Origin of the sequence: Ekhidna sp., from assembly GCF_965228795.1 — a bacterium.
Classification (GTDB): Bacteria; Bacteroidota; Bacteroidia; order Cytophagales; family Cyclobacteriaceae; genus Ekhidna.
Genome location: NZ_OZ245839.1, coordinates 2,807,714 through 2,827,187 on the forward strand (window position 1 = coordinate 2,807,714; position 19,474 = coordinate 2,827,187).

At 40.8% G+C, this 19,474-nt stretch carries 15 protein-coding genes; 10 read left to right on the top strand and 5 right to left on the bottom strand.

Annotated features, from left to right (window positions below; all coding sequences use genetic code 11):
- Positions 1–72 precede the first annotated feature (72 nt).
- The 6 genes from hppD to ACQK2H_RS12550 all read left to right on the top strand — a co-directional run bounded on the left by hppD (position 73) and on the right by ACQK2H_RS12550 (position 6,472).
- Positions 73–1,197 (top strand): 4-hydroxyphenylpyruvate dioxygenase, encoded by a 1,125-nt coding sequence (gene hppD / locus ACQK2H_RS12525; protein ID WP_425391784.1) that lies wholly within the window; start codon positions 73–75, stop codon positions 1,195–1,197.
- Positions 1,198–1,297: 100 nt separating this feature from the next.
- Positions 1,298–1,867, top strand: a complete 570-nt coding sequence (locus ACQK2H_RS12530; protein WP_425391785.1) for a class I SAM-dependent methyltransferase — start codon at positions 1,298–1,300, stop codon at positions 1,865–1,867.
- A gap of 71 nt (positions 1,868–1,938) precedes the next feature.
- Positions 1,939–3,681, top strand: a complete 1,743-nt coding sequence (locus ACQK2H_RS12535) for a gamma-glutamyltransferase family protein (protein WP_425391786.1) — start codon at positions 1,939–1,941, stop codon at positions 3,679–3,681.
- Between the two features lie 51 nt (positions 3,682–3,732).
- On the top strand, positions 3,733–3,987 hold the full coding sequence (locus ACQK2H_RS12540) for a DUF4212 domain-containing protein (protein ID WP_425391787.1): 255 nt from the start codon (positions 3,733–3,735) through the stop codon (positions 3,985–3,987).
- A 7-nt stretch (positions 3,988–3,994) separates the two neighbouring features.
- The gene (locus ACQK2H_RS12545; RefSeq protein WP_425391788.1) at positions 3,995–5,683 is read left to right on the top strand and encodes a sodium:solute symporter family protein; all 1,689 of its coding nucleotides are present in this window, start codon (positions 3,995–3,997) and stop codon (positions 5,681–5,683) included.
- A gap of 96 nt (positions 5,684–5,779) precedes the next feature.
- A complete protein-coding gene (locus ACQK2H_RS12550; protein WP_425391789.1) occupies positions 5,780–6,472 on the top strand; it encodes a hypothetical protein in 693 nt (230 codons plus the stop codon).
- Between the two features lie 17 nt (positions 6,473–6,489).
- Here the strand turns inward: ACQK2H_RS12550 and ACQK2H_RS12555 are convergent, their stop codons facing one another.
- Positions 6,490–7,578 carry an aromatic ring-hydroxylating oxygenase subunit alpha gene (locus ACQK2H_RS12555; RefSeq protein WP_425391790.1) on the bottom strand — a complete coding sequence of 363 codons (1,089 nt, stop codon included), beginning with the start codon at positions 7,576–7,578 and terminating at the stop codon, positions 6,490–6,492.
- Positions 7,579–7,624: 46 nt separating this feature from the next.
- Here ACQK2H_RS12555 and ACQK2H_RS12560 point away from each other — a divergent pair, with 46 nt between their 5' ends.
- Positions 7,625–8,917 (top strand): amino acid permease, encoded by a 1,293-nt coding sequence (locus ACQK2H_RS12560; RefSeq protein ID WP_425391791.1) that lies wholly within the window; start codon positions 7,625–7,627, stop codon positions 8,915–8,917.
- 1 nt (position 8,918) lies between these two features.
- Here ACQK2H_RS12560 and ACQK2H_RS12565 read toward each other — a convergent pair whose 3' ends face one another.
- Positions 8,919–9,350 (bottom strand): MarR family winged helix-turn-helix transcriptional regulator, encoded by a 432-nt coding sequence (locus ACQK2H_RS12565; RefSeq protein WP_425391792.1) that lies wholly within the window; start codon positions 9,348–9,350, stop codon positions 8,919–8,921.
- A 130-nt stretch (positions 9,351–9,480) separates the two neighbouring features.
- Between ACQK2H_RS12565 and ACQK2H_RS12570 the strand changes: the two genes are divergently transcribed.
- Positions 9,481–12,174, top strand: coding sequence for a hypothetical protein (locus tag ACQK2H_RS12570; RefSeq protein ID WP_425391793.1), 2,694 nt, complete (start codon positions 9,481–9,483; stop codon positions 12,172–12,174).
- A 37-nt stretch (positions 12,175–12,211) separates the two neighbouring features.
- On the opposite strand, the gene ACQK2H_RS12575 is transcribed toward ACQK2H_RS12570, so the two are convergent.
- The gene (locus ACQK2H_RS12575; RefSeq protein ID WP_425391794.1) at positions 12,212–12,700 is read right to left on the bottom strand and encodes a dihydrofolate reductase family protein; all 489 of its coding nucleotides are present in this window, start codon (positions 12,698–12,700) and stop codon (positions 12,212–12,214) included.
- Positions 12,701–12,704: 4 nt separating this feature from the next.
- Positions 12,705–14,111 (bottom strand): MATE family efflux transporter, encoded by a 1,407-nt coding sequence (locus ACQK2H_RS12580; protein ID WP_425391795.1) that lies wholly within the window; start codon positions 14,109–14,111, stop codon positions 12,705–12,707.
- 434 nt (positions 14,112–14,545) lie between these two features.
- Here ACQK2H_RS12580 and ACQK2H_RS12585 point away from each other — a divergent pair, with 434 nt between their 5' ends.
- Positions 14,546–15,544 (top strand): hypothetical protein, encoded by a 999-nt coding sequence (locus ACQK2H_RS12585; RefSeq protein WP_425391796.1) that lies wholly within the window; start codon positions 14,546–14,548, stop codon positions 15,542–15,544.
- Here the strand turns inward: ACQK2H_RS12585 and ACQK2H_RS12590 are convergent.
- Positions 15,541–17,586 (bottom strand): M3 family metallopeptidase, encoded by a 2,046-nt coding sequence (locus ACQK2H_RS12590; RefSeq protein ID WP_425391797.1) that lies wholly within the window; start codon positions 17,584–17,586, stop codon positions 15,541–15,543. The two genes, ACQK2H_RS12585 and ACQK2H_RS12590, sit on opposite strands and share 4 nt — an antisense overlap.
- A gap of 74 nt (positions 17,587–17,660) precedes the next feature.
- Between ACQK2H_RS12590 and ACQK2H_RS12595 the strand changes: the two genes are divergently transcribed.
- Positions 17,661–19,256 (top strand): mechanosensitive ion channel family protein, encoded by a 1,596-nt coding sequence (locus ACQK2H_RS12595; protein WP_425391798.1) that lies wholly within the window; start codon positions 17,661–17,663, stop codon positions 19,254–19,256.
- The last annotated feature ends 218 nt before the right edge of the window (positions 19,257–19,474 follow it).

Consider the following 19,474-nt stretch of genomic DNA (forward strand, 5'->3'; position numbering starts at 1 on the left):
GTAAGATTTTAGGCAGACTAAACAGAATTTCATTAATTTTGTTGTTGAAGCAACTAATAAATCAATAGGATCATGGAAAGGACAGCTTTAGCACCCGACGCACAGGAAAAAGACTTCATGCCAATTAATGGCACTGACTACCTCGAGCTCTACGTAAGCAACGCCAAACAGGCAGCTCACTTTTATAAGTCAGCATTTGGTTTTCAGTCATTGGCTTATGCAGGTCTGGAGACCGGAATCAGAGACAGAGAATCTTATGTGGTGGTTCAGGACAAAATTCGATTGGTGCTAACCTCTCCTCTACGTAGTGGCACAGTCATCGGTGAGCATATTGATAAGCATGGTGATGGAGTAAAGGTTACTGCCTTATGGGTTGATGACGCAACAGTGGCTTACAATGAAGCCATGAAACGTGGTGCTAAATCATTCATGGAGCCAAACACCATTGAAGATAAGCATGGAAAAGTGGTGCAGTCAGGAATTCATACCTACGGTGAGGTGGTTCACATTTTCATTGAACGTAAAGATTATAACGGCATCTTCCTTCCCGGTTACCGTGAATGGAAAACTGAATACAATCCAGGGCCGGTTGGCTTGAAATACGTGGACCACATGGTAGGCAATGTGGAAATGGGCGATATGAACAAATGGGTCAAGTTCTATGAGGAAGTGATGGGCTTTAAGCAAATCATGTCATTTGACGACAAAGACATCTCCACAGAGTACACAGCGCTCATGAGTAAAGTAATGAGCAATGGAAATGGTCGCATCAAATTTCCTATCAACGAGCCGGCAGCAGGTCTTAAAAAATCGCAGGTAGATGAGTACCTTGAGTTTTATGAAGGAGCTGGTGTTCAGCATATTGCTGTTGCTACTGATAATATCATCCAGACAGTTACCGATCTGAAAAATAGAGGTATTGAATTCCTTAAAGTTCCTGATACCTATTATGATATGCTTACCGATCGTGTTGGGGAAATCGATGAAGACATTGAGTCATTACGCCCACTAGGGATTCTTGTAGACCGTGATGATGAAGGATACCTCCTTCAAATCTTCACTAAAACAGTTCAGGCACGTCCTACGATGTTCTTTGAGATCATCCAACGTAAAGGAGCTACTTCTTTTGGAAAAGGAAACTTCAAAGCTTTGTTTGAAGCATTAGAGCGTGAACAAGAGCTGAGAGGGACATTATAAACAAACCATTCACTACTAATCACACTAAAGAGGAGCTCAAATGGGCTCCTTTTTTTGTTAGAAGCAAAACAGATATAATTAAGAGCAATCAACACCCACTATGACAGTAACATATGACAAATACTATCAAACAGCAGATTTATTTGGTGAACCCTACCCTGAACTGATCAATTTCTTTTCGGAGCATCCTACAAGAGGTAAGCTATTGGACTTAGGCTGTGGACAGGGACGAGATGCTATACCATTGGCAAAGCTTGGATTCAATGTAAGCGGGGTTGATTCCTTTTCAGTGGGTATCGGGCAAATGAGACAAGCTGCTGAATCTGGAAAACTTGATATTGTTGGAATAGCGGATGATATCTATCATTTTCAGGACTATGCTGAATATGAATTCATTCTTTTAGACAGTATGTTTCATTTTCGTAAATCAGAATTAGCTCAAGAATCAAAACTGATAAAACAAATAATTCAAGCATCGAAAAAAGGAACCCTCATTGTATTCTGCATTCAGAATACGAGACAAAAAATTTACATTTTTGACCAAATATTGAATAATACAACATTTGACAAACGAATCGTTACTAAAGATTTCAAACACGCATTTAATGATGCATCAAATAATCATTCATCTGAAACGAATTATCAAATGATCGTCATAGCTCCTAATTAATTTAACCCTGCCCAGAACTCTGCTTCTTGATTCCATGATTTTTCATATCTTCATCATTCTAACCTATACCTATGATGAAGACTAACCTATCCATTTCGCTCATACTGTTAATTCTTGTAACCGCATGCAACCCTTCACAGGAAGCAGAGGAAAGAAATAGTATTGTTGAAACCACAAAATCAGACGCTTCTACTGGTGGAATGGTGGCGGCCGCCCAGCCGTTGGCAACACAAGCCGGTGTTCAAATATTGGAGGCAGGTGGCAATGCTGCTGATGCTGCAGTAGCCGCAGCTTTTGTTATTGCGGTTGTAGAACCCACGATGAATGGTATTGGTGGCCGCAATCAAATATTCATCAGACAATCAGACGGTAGCTTCATGGGTTACAATGGCATGACAGAGGTTCCCGCCAGTTTTATTCCTGATGAAGACCCTCCCAATTCGGGCCATCGTGTCGTGGCAATTCCCGGTGTAGTTGCTGCACTAATGAGACTACACAAAGAGCATGGATCTATGCCTCTCGAAGTACTAATGAAACCGGCTATTAAACATGCAGCGGAAGGCTTTGAACTGTTAGATGGAGAGGCTAAAAGACACAGCCTTGGACTTGATGCAATCAAAAATGATCCAGGGTTTAGAAAGCAAATGCTGAAAAACGATACATCTACCTATCAGGCTGGTGAAATACTCAAGCAACCTGATCTGGCTAAAACGCTTCAACGAATAGCTGAGACCAATGGGGAAGATTTTTATAAAGGTGAAACAGCCCGAATAATCGCTGAAGATATGGCTGCCAATGATGGTTTTATTACAACAGAGGATCTTGCCAATTATCAGGCATTGGATGCCAGATATGTCTCTATCCCCTATCGCGATTATGAAATTCATTCCATTCCTGCTCCGGCCGGAGGCGGCCTGGTAGTGAAAGCGCTTAATATCATGGAGAACTTTGATTTGTCAAGCATGTCTGATGCTCAATGGGCTGCAGTGGTGAATCAAGCATTGGCCTTCTCCATGGAAAGCATGGAATATGACTATGCAGAAGAAGACCTAGATCAGGTTCAAAGCAAAGACTGGGCAAAGGAAAAGGCAGCACAAATAATCATACCTGAAGCTAATGATAATAAGGAAGCGGCAGAGCTGACTAGAGATCAGCAATTGTTAGCTACCAACACGGACTGGAGCGGGAATACCTGGGGAGAGCAGAGTCACCATACTACCCATTTTGTAACGGCTGATTGCTCAGGCATGGTTGTGTCCATTACTCAAACCATTGGTCCATTATTTGGATCTAAGGTTATCACACCGGGGTTAGGATTTGTGTATGCTTCTACCATGGGGGCCTATCTGTCAGGGTCTGATCAGGCACCTGGGTCAAGACCCAGAACAACGATTGCTCCTACTATCGTAACCAAAGATGGAGAAACGGTGATGGTGTTAGGAGCAGCCGGAGGCTTACGAATTCTTTCAGGTATTGTACAGACCATTTCACGATATGTTGATCAGGGAATGACTCTGGAAGAAGCTGTGAGTGCTCCACGAATACACCCGGAAACGGATTATAACGACGGTAACCGAGTAGTATTCCCAACTAAGTTTAGTGCCGAATTCACCCCAACCAATGGATGGTCTGCTGAGGATTCCATTTATTGGCAAAACCAAGGCTTTGAAATTGGAGCGATTACACGATATGGTGCATTCTCGAGGGTGCATGCGATTGCACGTGATCCGGAAACAAATATGTGGACAGGAATGGCTGATCTGGATTGGGAAGGAACGGCTAGTGGAGCTGAAGAAAATGCGTGTGTAGAGTAATAAACAGCTATTTATGCTTTTCAAATATCAATCAATTGAAAATTCATTGAAATGAAATCCGATCTCAAAAAGTATTGGTCTCGCAATCTCAAATACTTACTAATTCTATTATCCATATGGTTTCTTGTCTCATATGGTGCGGGAATTCTATTTGCTGAACAATTAAACACTGTACGAATTGGTGGTTTTAAGCTCGGTTTCTGGTTTGCTCAGCAAGGCTCCATCTATGTCTTTGTGATACTGATTTTGGTATATGTCCGCTTGATGAACAAGCTGGACAAAGAATTTGATGTAGACGAAAAATAAAGCAGCAATGGAAGTACAAACCTGGACTTTTACATTGGTAGGAATCACATTCGCTATGTATATCATCATTGCGATTTGGTCACGAGCTTCATCCACTAACGATTTTTACGTAGCTGGTGGTGGTGTTTCACCACTTGCTAACGGAATGGCTACTGCCGCCGACTGGATGTCTGCTGCTTCCTTTATTTCCATGGCCGGACTCATCAGCTTCATGGGGTATGATGGAGCCGTTTATCTAATGGGCTGGACCGGTGGATATGTACTATTAGCCCTTCTCCTTGCTCCTTATTTGCGGAAGTTCGGAAAATACACCGTCCCTGACTTTATTGGAGATCGCTACTACTCCAATATAGCAAGAACCGTTGCGGTCGCTTGTGCAATTATTGTATCTTTTACTTATGTGGCAGGGCAAATGAGAGGGGTTGGTGTGGTATTCGCGCGGTTTTTAGAAGTGCCTGTAAATACCGGAGTGTTTATCGGAATGATCATTGTGCTGTTTTATGCCACACTAGGAGGAATGAAAGGGATTACCTACACACAAGTGGCTCAATACTGCATCCTGATATTCGCCTTTATGGTTCCTGCCTTTTTTATCTCATTTCAACTTACGGATAACATCATCCCCCAATTGGGTTTTGGAGGCACACTATCTGACGGTACTTATTTATTAGATAAGCTGGATGGCTTACACAAGGAATTAGGATTTGCAGAGTATACCAGTGGTTCGAAATCAGTTATTGATGTATTCGCCATCACCTTTGCTCTGATGGTGGGTACAGCAGGACTTCCCCATGTAATCGTTCGATTTTTTACTGTCAAGAAGGTACGAGATGCACGCATGTCCGCTGGTTGGGCATTGATCTTTATTGCCATCTTATACACAACAGCTCCAGCTATTGCTGCCTTTGCTCGTACTAATCTGATCGAAACAGTTTCAGGTAAAGCATACAGCAATATGCCGGAATGGTTTTCAAATTGGGAAACCACCGGCTTAATCACCTTTGAAGACAAAAACAATGATGGGTTAATACAGTACGTTGCTGATGAAAATCAAAATGAATTGACCATCGATCGGGATATCATGGTTTTGGCAAATCCTGAGATTGCAAAACTCCCCAACTGGGTGGTGGGCTTAGTAGCTGCAGGAGGGTTGGCAGCAGCATTATCAACGGCAGCCGGTTTGCTTCTGGTCATCTCAGCCAGCATTTCTCACGACCTGATCAAAAAACAAATAAAACCAGACATCTCTGAGAAAGGTGAGCTTGTTTGGGCACGAATAGGATCAGTAATCGCTGTTTGTATTGCCGGATATTTCGGGATCAATCCACCGGGTTTTGTAGCTGCTGTAGTGGCACTGGCATTTGGATTAGCAGCCGCCTCATTCTTTCCTGCTATCATCTTAGGAATATTTGACAAACGAATGAATAAAGAAGGTGCCGTCGCTGGAATGGTTGTAGGGATACTATTGATGTTGTTTTACATGATGAAATACAAGCTCGGACTCTTTGGTGGAGGTGGCAAAGATGATTGGTGGTTTGGGATTTCTCCGGAAGGGTTCGGAACAGTCGCAATGCTGATCAATTTTATTATTTCGTTTAGCATTTCCAGGTTCTTCCCTGCCCCTCCTAATGATGTGCAAGAAATGGTGGAAAGCATACGGTATCCACGGGGAGCTGGTGGAGCAACGCATGGATAATATGCTAGTATGTTTAATGTAAATTTCCTAACAAAAGCATATGTATAAATACATTGCAAAGTGAGATATTAGCAGCTTTAATATTTACAATTCATAATGAAAACAATCTTTGGACTTATTTGCTGCGTTGTAATATCAAATGTAAGCGCTCAGTTTTTCGTGCAGAAGCTCGATCAGACTCAAATTCTGAATCCTGAGCAATTTTATATTATAAATAATGAAGGCGACACAATCCGGGGTAAGCTTGGAGGAGTCACTTTTACTGATAGTTTAATTACTTCAGTAGTTGTGAAAAACGGTGATTCCAAAACTAAGTATCGAATTAGTGACATAGAAAAGCTTGCTGTTATTCCAGGTGATCAGGCTGACTATGACGAAATGGCTCTCAATAAGATTATTAAGAATTTAGATAACGATGAATTCATAAAGGTTTTGCCCGAAGGAGGCTGGGTTTTTTATGAACGCATACGCCTTCCCGGGAAACGCGAAAGATACGAACTTGCACAATTACTTAATCCTGGATTTGATTCTGAAATCAAAGTTTATGCTCATCCGGATGCCACTGACTCAGGTAGTACTAGTATCAATGGTTTGACGGTAGGAGGTCTAAATGATAATCAACATTATGTCACCTTGAGAGAAGGGCAGGCATTTGTAATGAATAACTTCAATTACAGAAAAAAAGCAAACGAAAGATTATATAACAATTGTGAGGCTTTAAGTTCTCAAAAACTTAAGTGGAAAGATTTTGCAACACACGTATTCACGTATGATCAGGATTGCAATTAGACGAGTTCAGTGACGCTTCAAGATAAACTTTTCGCCAACATTTGATGAAACTGGTGCACACCCGTTTCTCTTGTAGGTGAGAATCTTCCGGAGGAGTAATAACGTGATTTCAATCCTTTGTGAACGCCCTCCACGACAAACTCATCTTCACGTTCCACTTTATCCAGTAGCGCTCCTGCTCCTTTATGAAGCTTCGACTCATCGTATATGTAGGAGAGAAACGAAACCTTCGTTTGATTGAGCGATATTGGACGAACAATATTTACTGAAAGTCCCCATGGATAAAAATTGAACATCATATTGGGGAAAACCCAGAAATAGTAGGCCGCCACACGTTTACCCTGATGCACGTGACCCTTAGGTAAATCAAAGATATCCTCAGAGCCTTCTGAATAGCCAACCTGCACGTTAAAATGCTCGTGAAGCACTGTCTCGTAGCTTCCATAATCCAACGTTTCGTTGAGGTCACTATGAACAAATGGAATGTGAAACCCTTCCAGATAATTATCACAGTATAGAGCCCAATGTGCATTAACCAGGTAATCCTTGGACTGCACTTCGCTATACACAAACTCTTCAAGTGGCAAAAAACCTACATAGTTATTCATATCATCAATCACCTGATTGAAATCAACCTTGCTACCAAGATTCGCAAAAAGCATTGGCCCCCACTGGGCAACATCAAAGCGATGGAGATCTTCACAATCTCGTGGAAAATTTTGTGCTTCCTTAAACTCGGGCATGGACTCAAACGAACCATCCAAACCAAACTTTCTACCGTGATACATACACATGAGTTTACGCTGACTTCCTGGATTCTGCGCAACAAGGTTTCCTCTGTGCGTACACACATTACTCAAACAATGAATAGACCCACTTTCATCTTTCGTTAAAACAAGTGGTTCAGTGAGGAAGCCATCAAATAAGACAAATGGATGTGTTTGTTTAGGAAGTTTCACAAGATGCTCATCCCCCACCCATTGCCATGATTGATAAAAAACCTGTTCTCTTATTAAATCAAACGTGCCTTGATCCTGATAGAAGGATCCGGGTAATGTTTCAGCCGCTGTGATATTGGGATTAATGGTGTACTTAGGAGCGCTCATAAAAATGGGGTATCTTTCAAAAATACAGTTTTTACATCGCATTCGCATGAGCAGAAAAAAGCTTGGTTTTTGGACCAGCTCATCCTTAGTGATTGGTAATATGATTGGTTCAGGCATATTTCTTTTGCCTGCCTCACTTGCCTCATATGGTAGCATTAGTATTTTCGGTTGGATTATCTCGGCTTGTGGAGCAGCAGCCTTGGCTTTTGTATTTATCGAGTTTAGCAAAATGCTCCCGGGCGCATCAGGAGGACCATATGTATATTCCAGAAATGGCATGGGCGACTTTGCCGGATTTTTGGTCGCCTGGGGCTACTGGATCTCAGTCTGGTGCGCAAATGCGGCCATTGTGATTGCTTTAGTAAGCTACCTGGGAGTATTCTTCCCAATCCTACAAAATAGTAATGTCACTGCTGTTATTACAGGCTTAGCCATTGTGTGGGGAGTGGTGTGGATCAATACCAAAGGGATTAGAGAAGCGGCCATTTTCTCTTTGATCACGAGCATTCTAAAAATCACACCCCTCCTGGCGATCGCCATATTCGGACTGTTTTATATCAACCCTGATAATTTCAATTCATTTAATATTAGTGAACTCTCAAACTGGAAAGCATTAACCGCCTCAGCAACACTTACCTTTTTTGCTTACATGGGCATTGAATGTGCCACCATTCCATCCGGGGATATTGAAAATCCAAAACGAACCATCCCACGATCCACTTACTTCGGGCTGGGCATAGTTGCTCTTGTTTACATATTTGGGACATCTGCATTGATGGGAATCATCCCCGCAGAAGAGCTTCAATATTCTAAAGCACCCTTTTCGGATGCGGCATCCATTATTTGGGGACCATGGGCAAAAAATTTGGTGGCTATTGGTGCGATCATATCTACATTGGGAGCCTTAAATGGCTGGATATTGGTGCAAGGGCAAATCCCGGCTGCAATCTCACGAGATAAACTCTTCCCTTCCATTTTTGCTAAAGAAAATAAGAATGGAGTACCAGCACTCAGTATTATCATTTCAAGTGTATTGATCTCAGTGCTAATGATCATGAATTACTCCAAAGGATTAGTGAAAGCGTTTCAGTTTGTACTTTTGCTATCCAGCATGACCTCCTTACTTGCTTACTTGTTTACCTCGGTGAGTTATGCGATTGTAACAGCCAGAGATGAAGGAATAGGTAAAGGATTTTTACTGAAAGGTGTGATTGCAACCACGGCCTTTCTATTTGCCATCTGGGCAATCGCTGGTTCAGGCATTGAAATTGTTTACTGGGGATTCCTGTTGTTGATGGCTGGACTGCCACTATTTGCATGGATGCAGATTAAAAAATAGCCTATTCTTTCTCGCTGTAGTTAGTAAATACTTTATCCAGCAAGGATATCAGTGTTTCATATTCCTTATCAGAAAGGTTCGTCCACCCCAACTTCCTGGAAGCTTCTACAGAAGGAGTCGCTTTTCGTATGAGATTATTACCTTTTGGGGTAATGCGTACATGAAATTTTCGACCATCAGTCTTGTCGCGTATCCGCTCAACAAGTTTTTTATCAACCAATAAATCAACAATCCTCGAAACCGTTGGTTTGTCTCGAAAGCTCATGCTCGCCAGATCTGTCTGGTACATATCCTTCTCACCTATTTTGGATAAGATCACCCATTGTTCGGGCGTGATGTTGACCTTCGCTTGTTTGAACCTGTTGATCAGGTCTTGCCGAACAACTTTATACGTACGATCTATAAAAGAACCTATTTCTTTATATTCAGACATATCAGGCTAATATATTGCATTTCAAATTGTGCTTAAAATATCCGCTCATTGAAAAATTTTGACACAAAGGTTGTTGATCGTACTAAATGCTCAACATCTAAGTTATTTTTGAGTAAATCAACTGCGGAGCTTGAAAAAAGTTTTAATCATCATATCCATTTTACTGCTGGCTGGAGCGGGATACTTCACCTATGAGAAATGGGTCAAGCACGCTAACCTAACAACCTGGAGCTTTATACCTGCAGATGCGGCAATGGTTTTAGACTTTGAGATTGTCGAAGATTTGAATACAATCAAAGGCTATCCGATTTGGTCCATTGCCGACCAGTCATCAGGATTTAATAACTTAAGGCAAGGACTTTCTTTTCTGGATTCAATCAACGGTGAATGCGGATTTAGTGCAATCTTTGAAAAAGCACCATTAGTTACCTCGGTTCATAAAGTTTCTAACAACAGTCTGGATTTACTTTTTGTCGTAGAACTACAAAATATTTCTCAAAACACCTTTGCAAATGCCACCATTGGCAGACTTCAAAATGCAGGTTATCGATTTAAAACAAGAAATTATAATGATTTCAAAATCAGCGAGTTAAGTAAGAGAGGCAAAACATTAACTTTCATATTTTATAAAAATTTCTTTCTAGCCAGTTTCACTCCTTACCTGGTAGAGGATGCCATTCGTGTCATTAGTGACTCGCAGTTAAAATCATTCAAAGAAAACTTCGAACAAATTGGACAAACCGGCACTCAAGGACTAGGCTCAGTATACATTAATTATGAAAAAGCCGGTGAATTGCTAGGTGCCTTTTTACCGGAAGACAAAAACTTTCCGATGATTGCCGGGAATTATGAGTTTACATTAGATTCTTCTTATCTCCAATTTTCAGGCTTCTCATATGCCTCTAATAAAGGGTGGCTTTCGACACATACTGATCAGCCGGCGACCTTCGATATGGCAGAAGTAATACCTGAAAACACTGCTCACCTCATTCATATTACTTCTTCCAATATGTCAAACTGGAAGGAGCAGCAAATTCAGTACGTGAGAAATCAGAATAATGACATCAGTGACCTTCAGGATTCCCTGAAAAAGCAATATGATTTCAATGTAGATCAGGTGTTTGATTTAATTGACAATGAAATAGGTATCGCAACATTGGAGTCACCAAGAGCCAGAGACCTACAAAAGATGTTGATTTTGGAAGTCAACGACATTCAGGAGTCTTTGACATTTTTCAGTCAACTCACTCAGCGAATAGCACTGGCCAGAGGCGATACCGTATACACTGAAACATACAGCGACAATGAGATTCGGTTTTTACCGATAAGTAAATTTCCTTCGACCATATTAGGAGAAATCGGCGAAGGATTTGATCAATGTTTTTATATCAGTCACAGAAATTATCTGATCTTCTCGAATGAATTATTGGAATTAAAAAACCTGATAGCATCAGTCGAAAATGAAGACACATGGGGCAAATCCATTCAAATGAATAATTTCTTGGCCAGAGCTAATAATGCTGCCAATGTCAGTCTTTTTGTAAACATCCCTCGTGCCTGGAGCAACATTCTTTCAACGTTAAAACCCGAATGGGAAGAGCACTTCAAGGATAACACAAACACCTATCGCTCCATCGATTTAGCTGCCTTTCAGTATAGCTATCTGGATGGTAAGTATTTTACCAATTACACCCTCTCCCAGCCTCAGAGACGAAGAAGTAGCATACCAAAGACCAACGCTGACGATGGCGTGCGGTTTGTCAGTAGATTAAGCTCTAAACCATTTTTGGTGCGCTCCCATGCACACAAAGATTTTGACATTGTAGTCCAAGACAGCACGAACACCCTATACTATCTGGATAAAGATCAAAACGCCCTTTGGTCAGAGGAGCTGGATGGCAAACTGGTCAGTGATATCTTCCCAATCGACTATTACAAGAATGGCAAAATCCAGTACCTGTTTGCCACAAGCTCAAATGTTTACATGATTGATCGCACCGGATCATCCATTCCGGGCTATCCGAAAAACTTGTCGAAAGGCCCCTCTATCGAACATCTTAACCTAATCGATTACGATCGAAGCAGAAATTATAGGTTGGCAATTACAGATACGGATGGCAATATTTACCTGACAGATAAAGATCTTAACGTTTTAGATGGTTGGGACCCTCGAACATTGGATCGAGCAGCACTACAGCCCCTGGATCATGCTCGATTAGGAAGCAGAGATGTAATGATCTCTATTCAGGAAGGTGGCGTAATCAACCTCATGAACAGAAGAGGTGATTATCTGGGTGGGTTCCCTTTTAATACCAAACAATCAATCAGTGATGAATACTTCCTACGCCAGTCCAACGCCCTGAGTAACTCATCTTTGACAGTCATTTCCAGGGGTGGTGAGTTGGTTGAAATTACCTTGGAGGGTGGAGTAATCAAAAGAGATCAACTCATAAAGACCAGTGCCAATACACAGTTCAAGCTGATTCCGGATACCGGAAATGATTCCTTTATCATCATTCGAAATGAAGGCAATTCATACGAGGTACTCGACGATACCGGTAATTTATTATTTCAAAAAGACTACCTCTCAGAAGGACCTATCCTCATTCAATACTATCAGTTTGGCGCTGGAAAAGACCTGGTGATTTTTACTGACAAGCAGAACAAGGCACTTTATATCTACGATAAATCAGGAAATCTCATCACTGGCAATCCACTCAACTCTGAGTACGAAGTAAGTTTGATCTATTCTAGTGCAAAGAAAGAATTCCAGGTTTTCACCTCTTGGGGCTCCAACCTGGAACTCTACAAGTTCAATTATTAATCAACTCACTGGTGATCAGCTGAAAACCACCGCTAAATTATTTGGAGTTCACAACATTCATGTTGGTTGGTCCCGTGTAATTACCGAAGAGCCTAACACCTTCACCCAAAATGATTGGATTAACCTTTAGTTTGAGTACATCAATTAATGAATGCTCCAACAACCATCCAGCAAACAAACCTCCCCCACACAGGTAGATATCACTTCCAATTTCACTCTTAAGCTCACGTACTCTTTCGAGTTCCCTGGGTACAACATTCACCTTTTCATTACTATTCACAAGCTCAAGGCTATTTGAAAAAATGAAATGATCCATATGAGCATAGGCAGGATCTCCAGGATTCAACCCAAACTGATAACCAAATTCGTATGTATTTCTGCCCATGATGACCGTATCAAAAGCCTCCAAATCATAGGCGTATTGATCAACCATGTCTCCATCCATTGGAAACTTGCTAATGTCACCGTCTTTCCCACAGATAAAGCCGTCTAACGATGATGCCACGTAATAAACAATTCTTCTCATGACATCATACTTTAACAGTCTTCCATTTCCCTCTTTTGAAGATTGCAATGGCAATCACTGCATATAAGCTGTGACAAAATGCAATACAAAAGAATACCCCATCAGGCCCCCAGTCATAGACGATGGAGAGCAAATAAGCCATAGGTATCTGAATGGCCCAAAAAACGATCAAGCTAATCACCAAGGGTGTATACGTATCACCTGAGCCATTAAATGCCTGACCTATCACCATTCCATATGCAAAAAAGATGTAACCAAAACATATAATTCTTAATGCTTGCTTACCTATTTCACGCACATTGTCTGTAGCTCCGAATATTGCCAAAATCTGGTTGGCGAAAATGAAAAATACAACAGCTACTATCACTAGAAAGATCGTATTCCAAAGTGCCGTACGCCATGCAGATATTTCTGCCCTATCAGGTTGTCCTGCACCAAGATTCTGACCCACCAAGGTTGCAGCAGCATTAGCCATACCCCAGGAAGGAAGAAGCGTAAATACGATCACGCGAAAAGCTATGGTGTATCCGGCCAGCGCTTCCGCACCGAAATTAGCAATCACCCGAACGAGGAAAATCCAGCTGGCAGACTCCACCAAAAACTGAAAAACTCCTCCGGTAGAAACCACGATCATTTCTTTGATCGTTTTCCATTTAACTACCAGGTTTTCCACTCCGATTTTGACGATGGCATTGCCTTTTAACAAATGAAATAACTGGTAGACAACCCCAATCGACCTACCGGTTGTGGTAGCTATTGCTGCTCCCTCCACTCCAAATGCTGGTATTGGACCAAATCCAAAAATGAATAATGGGTCGAGAATGATATTTAAGCCATTGGCAATCCACAATGAACGCATAGCAATGGATGCATTTCCGGCACCTCTGAAAATGGCATTGATCAGGAATATGAGAATGATACTCAAATTTCCGGCATACATGATTTTCGTGTACCCAACACCCTCAGCAATTAAAGAAGAGTCGCCACCCATCAACCTCAGAATGTCTTCAGCAAAAATGAATCCCGGTACACCAAGTAATACCCCTACCACTATAGAAAGGAGAATAGCTTGAAAAGCTGCATTATTTGCTCTGTCAAAGTTCTTCTCACCGACTCTTCTGGCAATTATTGCAGTAACAGCCATACTTAACCCTACTGCTATGGAGTAAATGATCATTAACACTGATTCAGTTAAACCAACCGTAGCTACAGCGTTTACACTGATCTTCGATACAAAAAACACGTCCACTACTGCGAATAGTGATTCCATTACCATCTCAGCAATCATTGGGATTGACAATAAGATGATCGCCCGGTTAATGCTACCGGTTGTAAATTCAGTTTCTTTGCCTTGTAGCGCAGAAACAAAGAGTTTAAATACTCTGGAGATAGAGAATGATTCTTTCGCCATTTCTAAAATGTATTAAAGATTTGAGCTACACAATTGATATGGCAGCATTGGAAATTTTAAGAAAATGAAATGTATAAGTTGAGATACCCAGCCTTGGGGTTACCCTCTGATGCGAGAGGGCGTGGTATTTACAATCTCTGCGAAAGACTTCATAAGACTACAATAGTAGCTTATTTTTTTAATTTACTCGCTTAAAAACATTCTCTTTTTTTGATTAATTGCAAAAATTCTTTGTTTCCTTCAAAATTGTCTAAGTGCATATACATTTGACAATTATTGGATTATAACCAGTATCTTTCATTAAAAAATCACCTTTCAGTACCTTTTATTAGTTCATAACCTTGGTGATATTTTGATCCTCACAAAACTGAACCCGAACGATAATCTTCTAAAAATACAATTCATATCTTTATAATTGATTATTTTGGCACTCCATGGAACACGACTACAGCCTGTTTGTAGAAAACCTGAAAGGAAGAAGATACGATGAAGCACTTCGCGAGCAAGTGCTTTCGGACGCTTTTCATCAGAGCGGCTACACTGATTGTCTAAGATACGCCCTAGAATCCATGGTGGAAATCGATCCCTCATATGCCTACAAAGTGTATGCAAACTCGAGAAAGATTCATGAATTGATGAGTAAATCCCTGAAAAAAAGGGGATATGATATGGATTACCGGTATCAGGGAGCTCTCAAGACATATTCAAATATTCTGCTTTACGGAGATGTAGAAATCATAGCTATTAAAAAGAATGTGACCGAAAAGCCTCATGCTGACATGCAGTCGCTTGCGATGGAATTGCTAGACGTCCTGTCAAAAGATCCATCATTTAAAACAGTAGACTATAGTGATAAAACACGCATCAGGATAACTGCACAAAAACCTACCTGTGAAATTGATGTGTTACCGTCGATCTGGATAGATAGTGCAGAATACCTGAAGACACGGAATGAAATCTATCGTGGAATTGCAGAATTTGATTTTGCAAACAGAAAAGTAAAGAAGTATCTACCTTTTCTAAACATTGCTCGAATCAATGCAAGAGATCAGCATACGAATGGTAATTTCAAGGCTATTTCCAGATTATTGATGTCATTAAGGGCAGATTCGGATGAACGAATCAACCTTCGAGATTCAGAAATCAATGCTATCCTTTACAACATTCCTGAAGGAGACCTAACAGTACCACCAAATATGATTCTTTCGCTTCTACCGATTGTATCTGACCTTTTGGAAAAATTAGCAAACGATGCTCAGCAATTTGCATTGCTTCTCTCTCCTTCCGATAAGGATCGGGTATTTGGTGGACGACCGGAAAAACAGAAAGAAGTAAAAAAACTACATATGGTACTCAATCGGCTAATGTCAGATTTAAAAGCTGAATTAGAACCATTAAATAAGTCGCTAAGTTCTGAGGTAGAGTACCTCTAGTCACTTAAACCCGCTCGCTTTAAAAGTGCATCAGGAGTCGGCTCTTGTCCTCTGAACTTTTTATATAGTTCCATTGGGTGTTCGGTACCTCCTTTACTAAGGACATGTTCCTTGAATGCGCTCGCAGTAGCTTTATCAAAGACTCCATTTTGTTTAAATAGGGAGAATGCATCGGCATCCAACACCTCTGCCCATTTGTAGCTGTAATATCCTGCGGCATAGCCACCTGCAAATATGTGCCCGAATTGGACACTCATGTTTGTTCCTTCCACTTTAGGGAATAGTTCTGTGCTAGCAAACGCCTTTTCTTCGAATGCTGTCACACTATCTACAGCATTAGCTTCATCTACAGACAAACTATGCCATGCCATATCCAGTAATCCAAAAGTCAATTGGCGTACAGTTGCGTATGCCTCATGATAAGTTGAGGATTCTTTGATGCGTTCCACTAATTCGGAAGGAATCAACTCTCCAGTCTCATAATGTTTGGCAAAAAGATCCAGGCATTCTTTTTCATAACACCAGTTTTCCATAATCTGGGAAGGTAGTTCCACGAAATCCCAATACACACTGGTTCCTGATAGGCTTTGATACTTTGTATCGGCCAGCATTCCATGAAGTGCATGTCCAAATTCATGAAAAAGTGTTTTCACCTCATTAAACTTCAACAGTGAAGGATGATTCGCGGATGAAGGAGTGAAATTACAGACAATGCTTACTTGAGGAATCACTCGCTCTCCTTGCTTAATGGCTTGATCTCGAAAGGAGGTCATCCATGCACCTTCTCGTTTTCCCGCTCTTGGGAAAAAATCAGCTAGAAAGACTGCTATTGTCTTCTCTGACTCATCAATAACTTCATATGGCATCACATCTTTATGATACACTTCCAAATCCTTATTGAGCTTAAACCTGATACCGAATAGTTTTTCAGCAGTGGTGAAGACTCCCTCAATGGCATTCTCTAATTTGAAGTACGGTTTTACCAACTCATCATCGAGTTCATATTTTTCTTTCCTCAGCTTTTCAGAGTAATAGGCCCAGTCCCATCGCTGCAACTCAACCTCATCACCTTGCTTTTTAATAAACGCTTTGATTTCCTCCACTTCTTCTTTGGCTTTCGGGAGACTCCTTTCCAGCAAATCATTTAGAAAGTCAATCACTTTATCAGGAGATTCAGCCATTCGTTGCTCCAAAACATAGTGTGCAAAAGTTGGGTAACCCAAGAGAGATGCAAGCTCTGCCTTTAATCGTATGGTCTTAAGTATGATTTCCTGATTATCCTTTTCATCGCCCTTTAGACACTTGCTCATAAAGGCTCTATACATTTTTTCACGAAGAGAGCGATTATCGGCGTACTCCATGAATGGAATATAGCTAGGGGCCTGAAGGGTGAAAACCCATTTACCTTCCTTCCCTTTTCTAGAGGCAAGTTCTTTTGCCCTACTTTTTACATCATCAGGTAAACCAGCTAAATCTTCTTCATTTTCAATGATCAACTCAAACTCATTGGTTTCAGCCAGCAGGTTTTCCGAATACGTCAAAGAAAGTTTAGAGAGCTCAATGCTTATTTCTTTAAAGCGATCCTTTTTATCCCCTTCTAGCTCAACACCTCGTCGCACAAAATCGAAATAGGTTTCATGCAATAGCTTCTTTTGCTCACCAGATAAGCCTAAATTATCCTTTCTTTCATAGATGGCTTTTACACGGCCAAACAGTTGCTCATTCTGCTTGATCTCACTATTAAATTCAGAAAGTCTTGGTGATATATCCTGGGTAAGTTTTTGTATTTCTTCAGATGTCTCAGCCGAATTCAAATTAAATAATATGGAAGCATTACGCTGAAGCTTTTCTCCGCTGCTTTCAAGTGCTTCTATCGTATTTTCAAAAGTCGGTGCGTCCGTATTGTTGATAATTGCATCAACTTCCATTTTAGCATCCTCCAACGCTGCATCTATTCCTTCCTTAAAGTGATTGATTTCAATCTTTGAGAAAGGGGGCATTTCAAATTTGGTGTCGAAAGATGATAATAAAGGATTAGCCATAATTATTATTTATTCAAATGGTCGGCAAAGGTAATCGCCTTGTAGTTTTACTTTTGCAACAAACAAACTGATGTATGAGAATTGTTCTGACGATCGCGATCTTTTTTACATTTTTTTCAGCTTTTACTCAGGAGCCTTATGTCAACCTGAATACACCTCAAGGTTCAGTAAAAACATTTCTTGAAAATTTGCAACCTGAGCAGCGAAATGATTCGCTGGCTGCACTTCCGTTTAAAACAAGTGATCGCACATTTAATGAGGCAAAAAATGCAGCGGTCAAATTCAAACGGGTGCTTGACGGTCGGGGAATATTTATTTATTTGGATGAGGTGCCAAAAGCGAAAGCATACTTGGATTCAGCCAGTAACAAAAACAAGTACGTACTACTGGATAACTACCCCAAAATATTCTTATTAAAATCAGAAAGTGGGAATTGGAAATTTTCAGACTCAAGCATCGATCAAATTAATGAACTCTACAAGGAGACCTTCAGGTTTGGGACAGGTGAATTATTGAATCTGCTTCCTAAACTAGGAACAAAGAAGACTTTTGGTCTTTACACCTATCAATACATTACCATATTCATCCTTGCTCTAATAAGCGCACTCGTCTATAAAATTTTCGCCTTTTTCACAGAACGAATATTCAGTCGGATTGTAAAACGATCCGGGCTTGCCGGGGAAACATCTGAAAAGTATCTGTGGCAAATCGCCCGACCTACCAGTGTATTTATTATAGTTCTATTGCTGCTTTTAGTCACTCCTGCACTTCAGCTTCCGGTTACCTATTCGAAGTATGTGAATATAATCCTTCGGGTGATGGTTCCACTTTTTGGTACTGTCATCATGTATCGAATGGTATCTATTGCAAGTGTTTTTCTAGCCAGAGCTGCATCACGTACTGAAAGCACACTAGATGATCAGTTAGTGCCATTGCTTAGGAAGACACTCAAAACCTTCGTAATCATCATAGGAACATTGTTAATCCTCGACAACCTTGATGTTCCTATCCTTCCACTCCTAACAGGTCTATCAATTGGAGGTCTGGCTTTTGCTTTGGCTGCCCAAGACACCATTAAGAACTTCTTTGGTTCTGTAATGATCTTTGTAGACAAGCCATTCCAGGTTGGGGATTGGATCACCTCCAATGATGTGGACGGGACGGTTGAGGAAGTAGGCTTCAGGTCATCCAGAATCAGGACATTTAGAAACTCGGTGATATACGTGCCTAATAGCAAGCTGGCAGATAACACAATTGATAACCATGGTCTTAGAAAGTACCGAAGGTTCTATACGCAAATTTCCATCACCTATGATACTCCTCCGGAAATGATTGATGTATTCGTCAAAGGATTAAGACGGATTGTAGAAGACCATCCAAAAACCTGGAAGGATAACTATCATGTATATTTCAATGAGATGGCGTCCAGTTCATTGAATATCATGTTTTATATATTCTTCAATGTGCCAACATGGGGCGAAGAACTTAAATGCAGGCATGAAATACTAATGAGTATTGTGAAGCTAGGTCAAGAAATTGGAGTCAACTTTGCTTTTCCTACACAAACGCTTCATATCGAAAACCTACCGGGACAGCCTTCACTTTCTCCTTCGTATTTAAGCGGACAGGAAGCTGAAACGAAGCTGCAATCATTCTTTAAGAAGCAGTGAAACATTCATGATTTAGGGAAACCAACAGCCATGAAAAAAACCTGAAAGGGTTTAGAATCCTGTCAGGTTTGTTGAGATTTGAAAAAGATCGTCCTGCAATCGGATGAGACTTTCAGAAATCATGCTTTAATGCATAATTTGGAATCAATGCAGTTTAGTTAAGACTTCCTTACCCTCAGTCCCTAAAGGGGTCAGGGGGGTTAATCAAATTGCTGAAA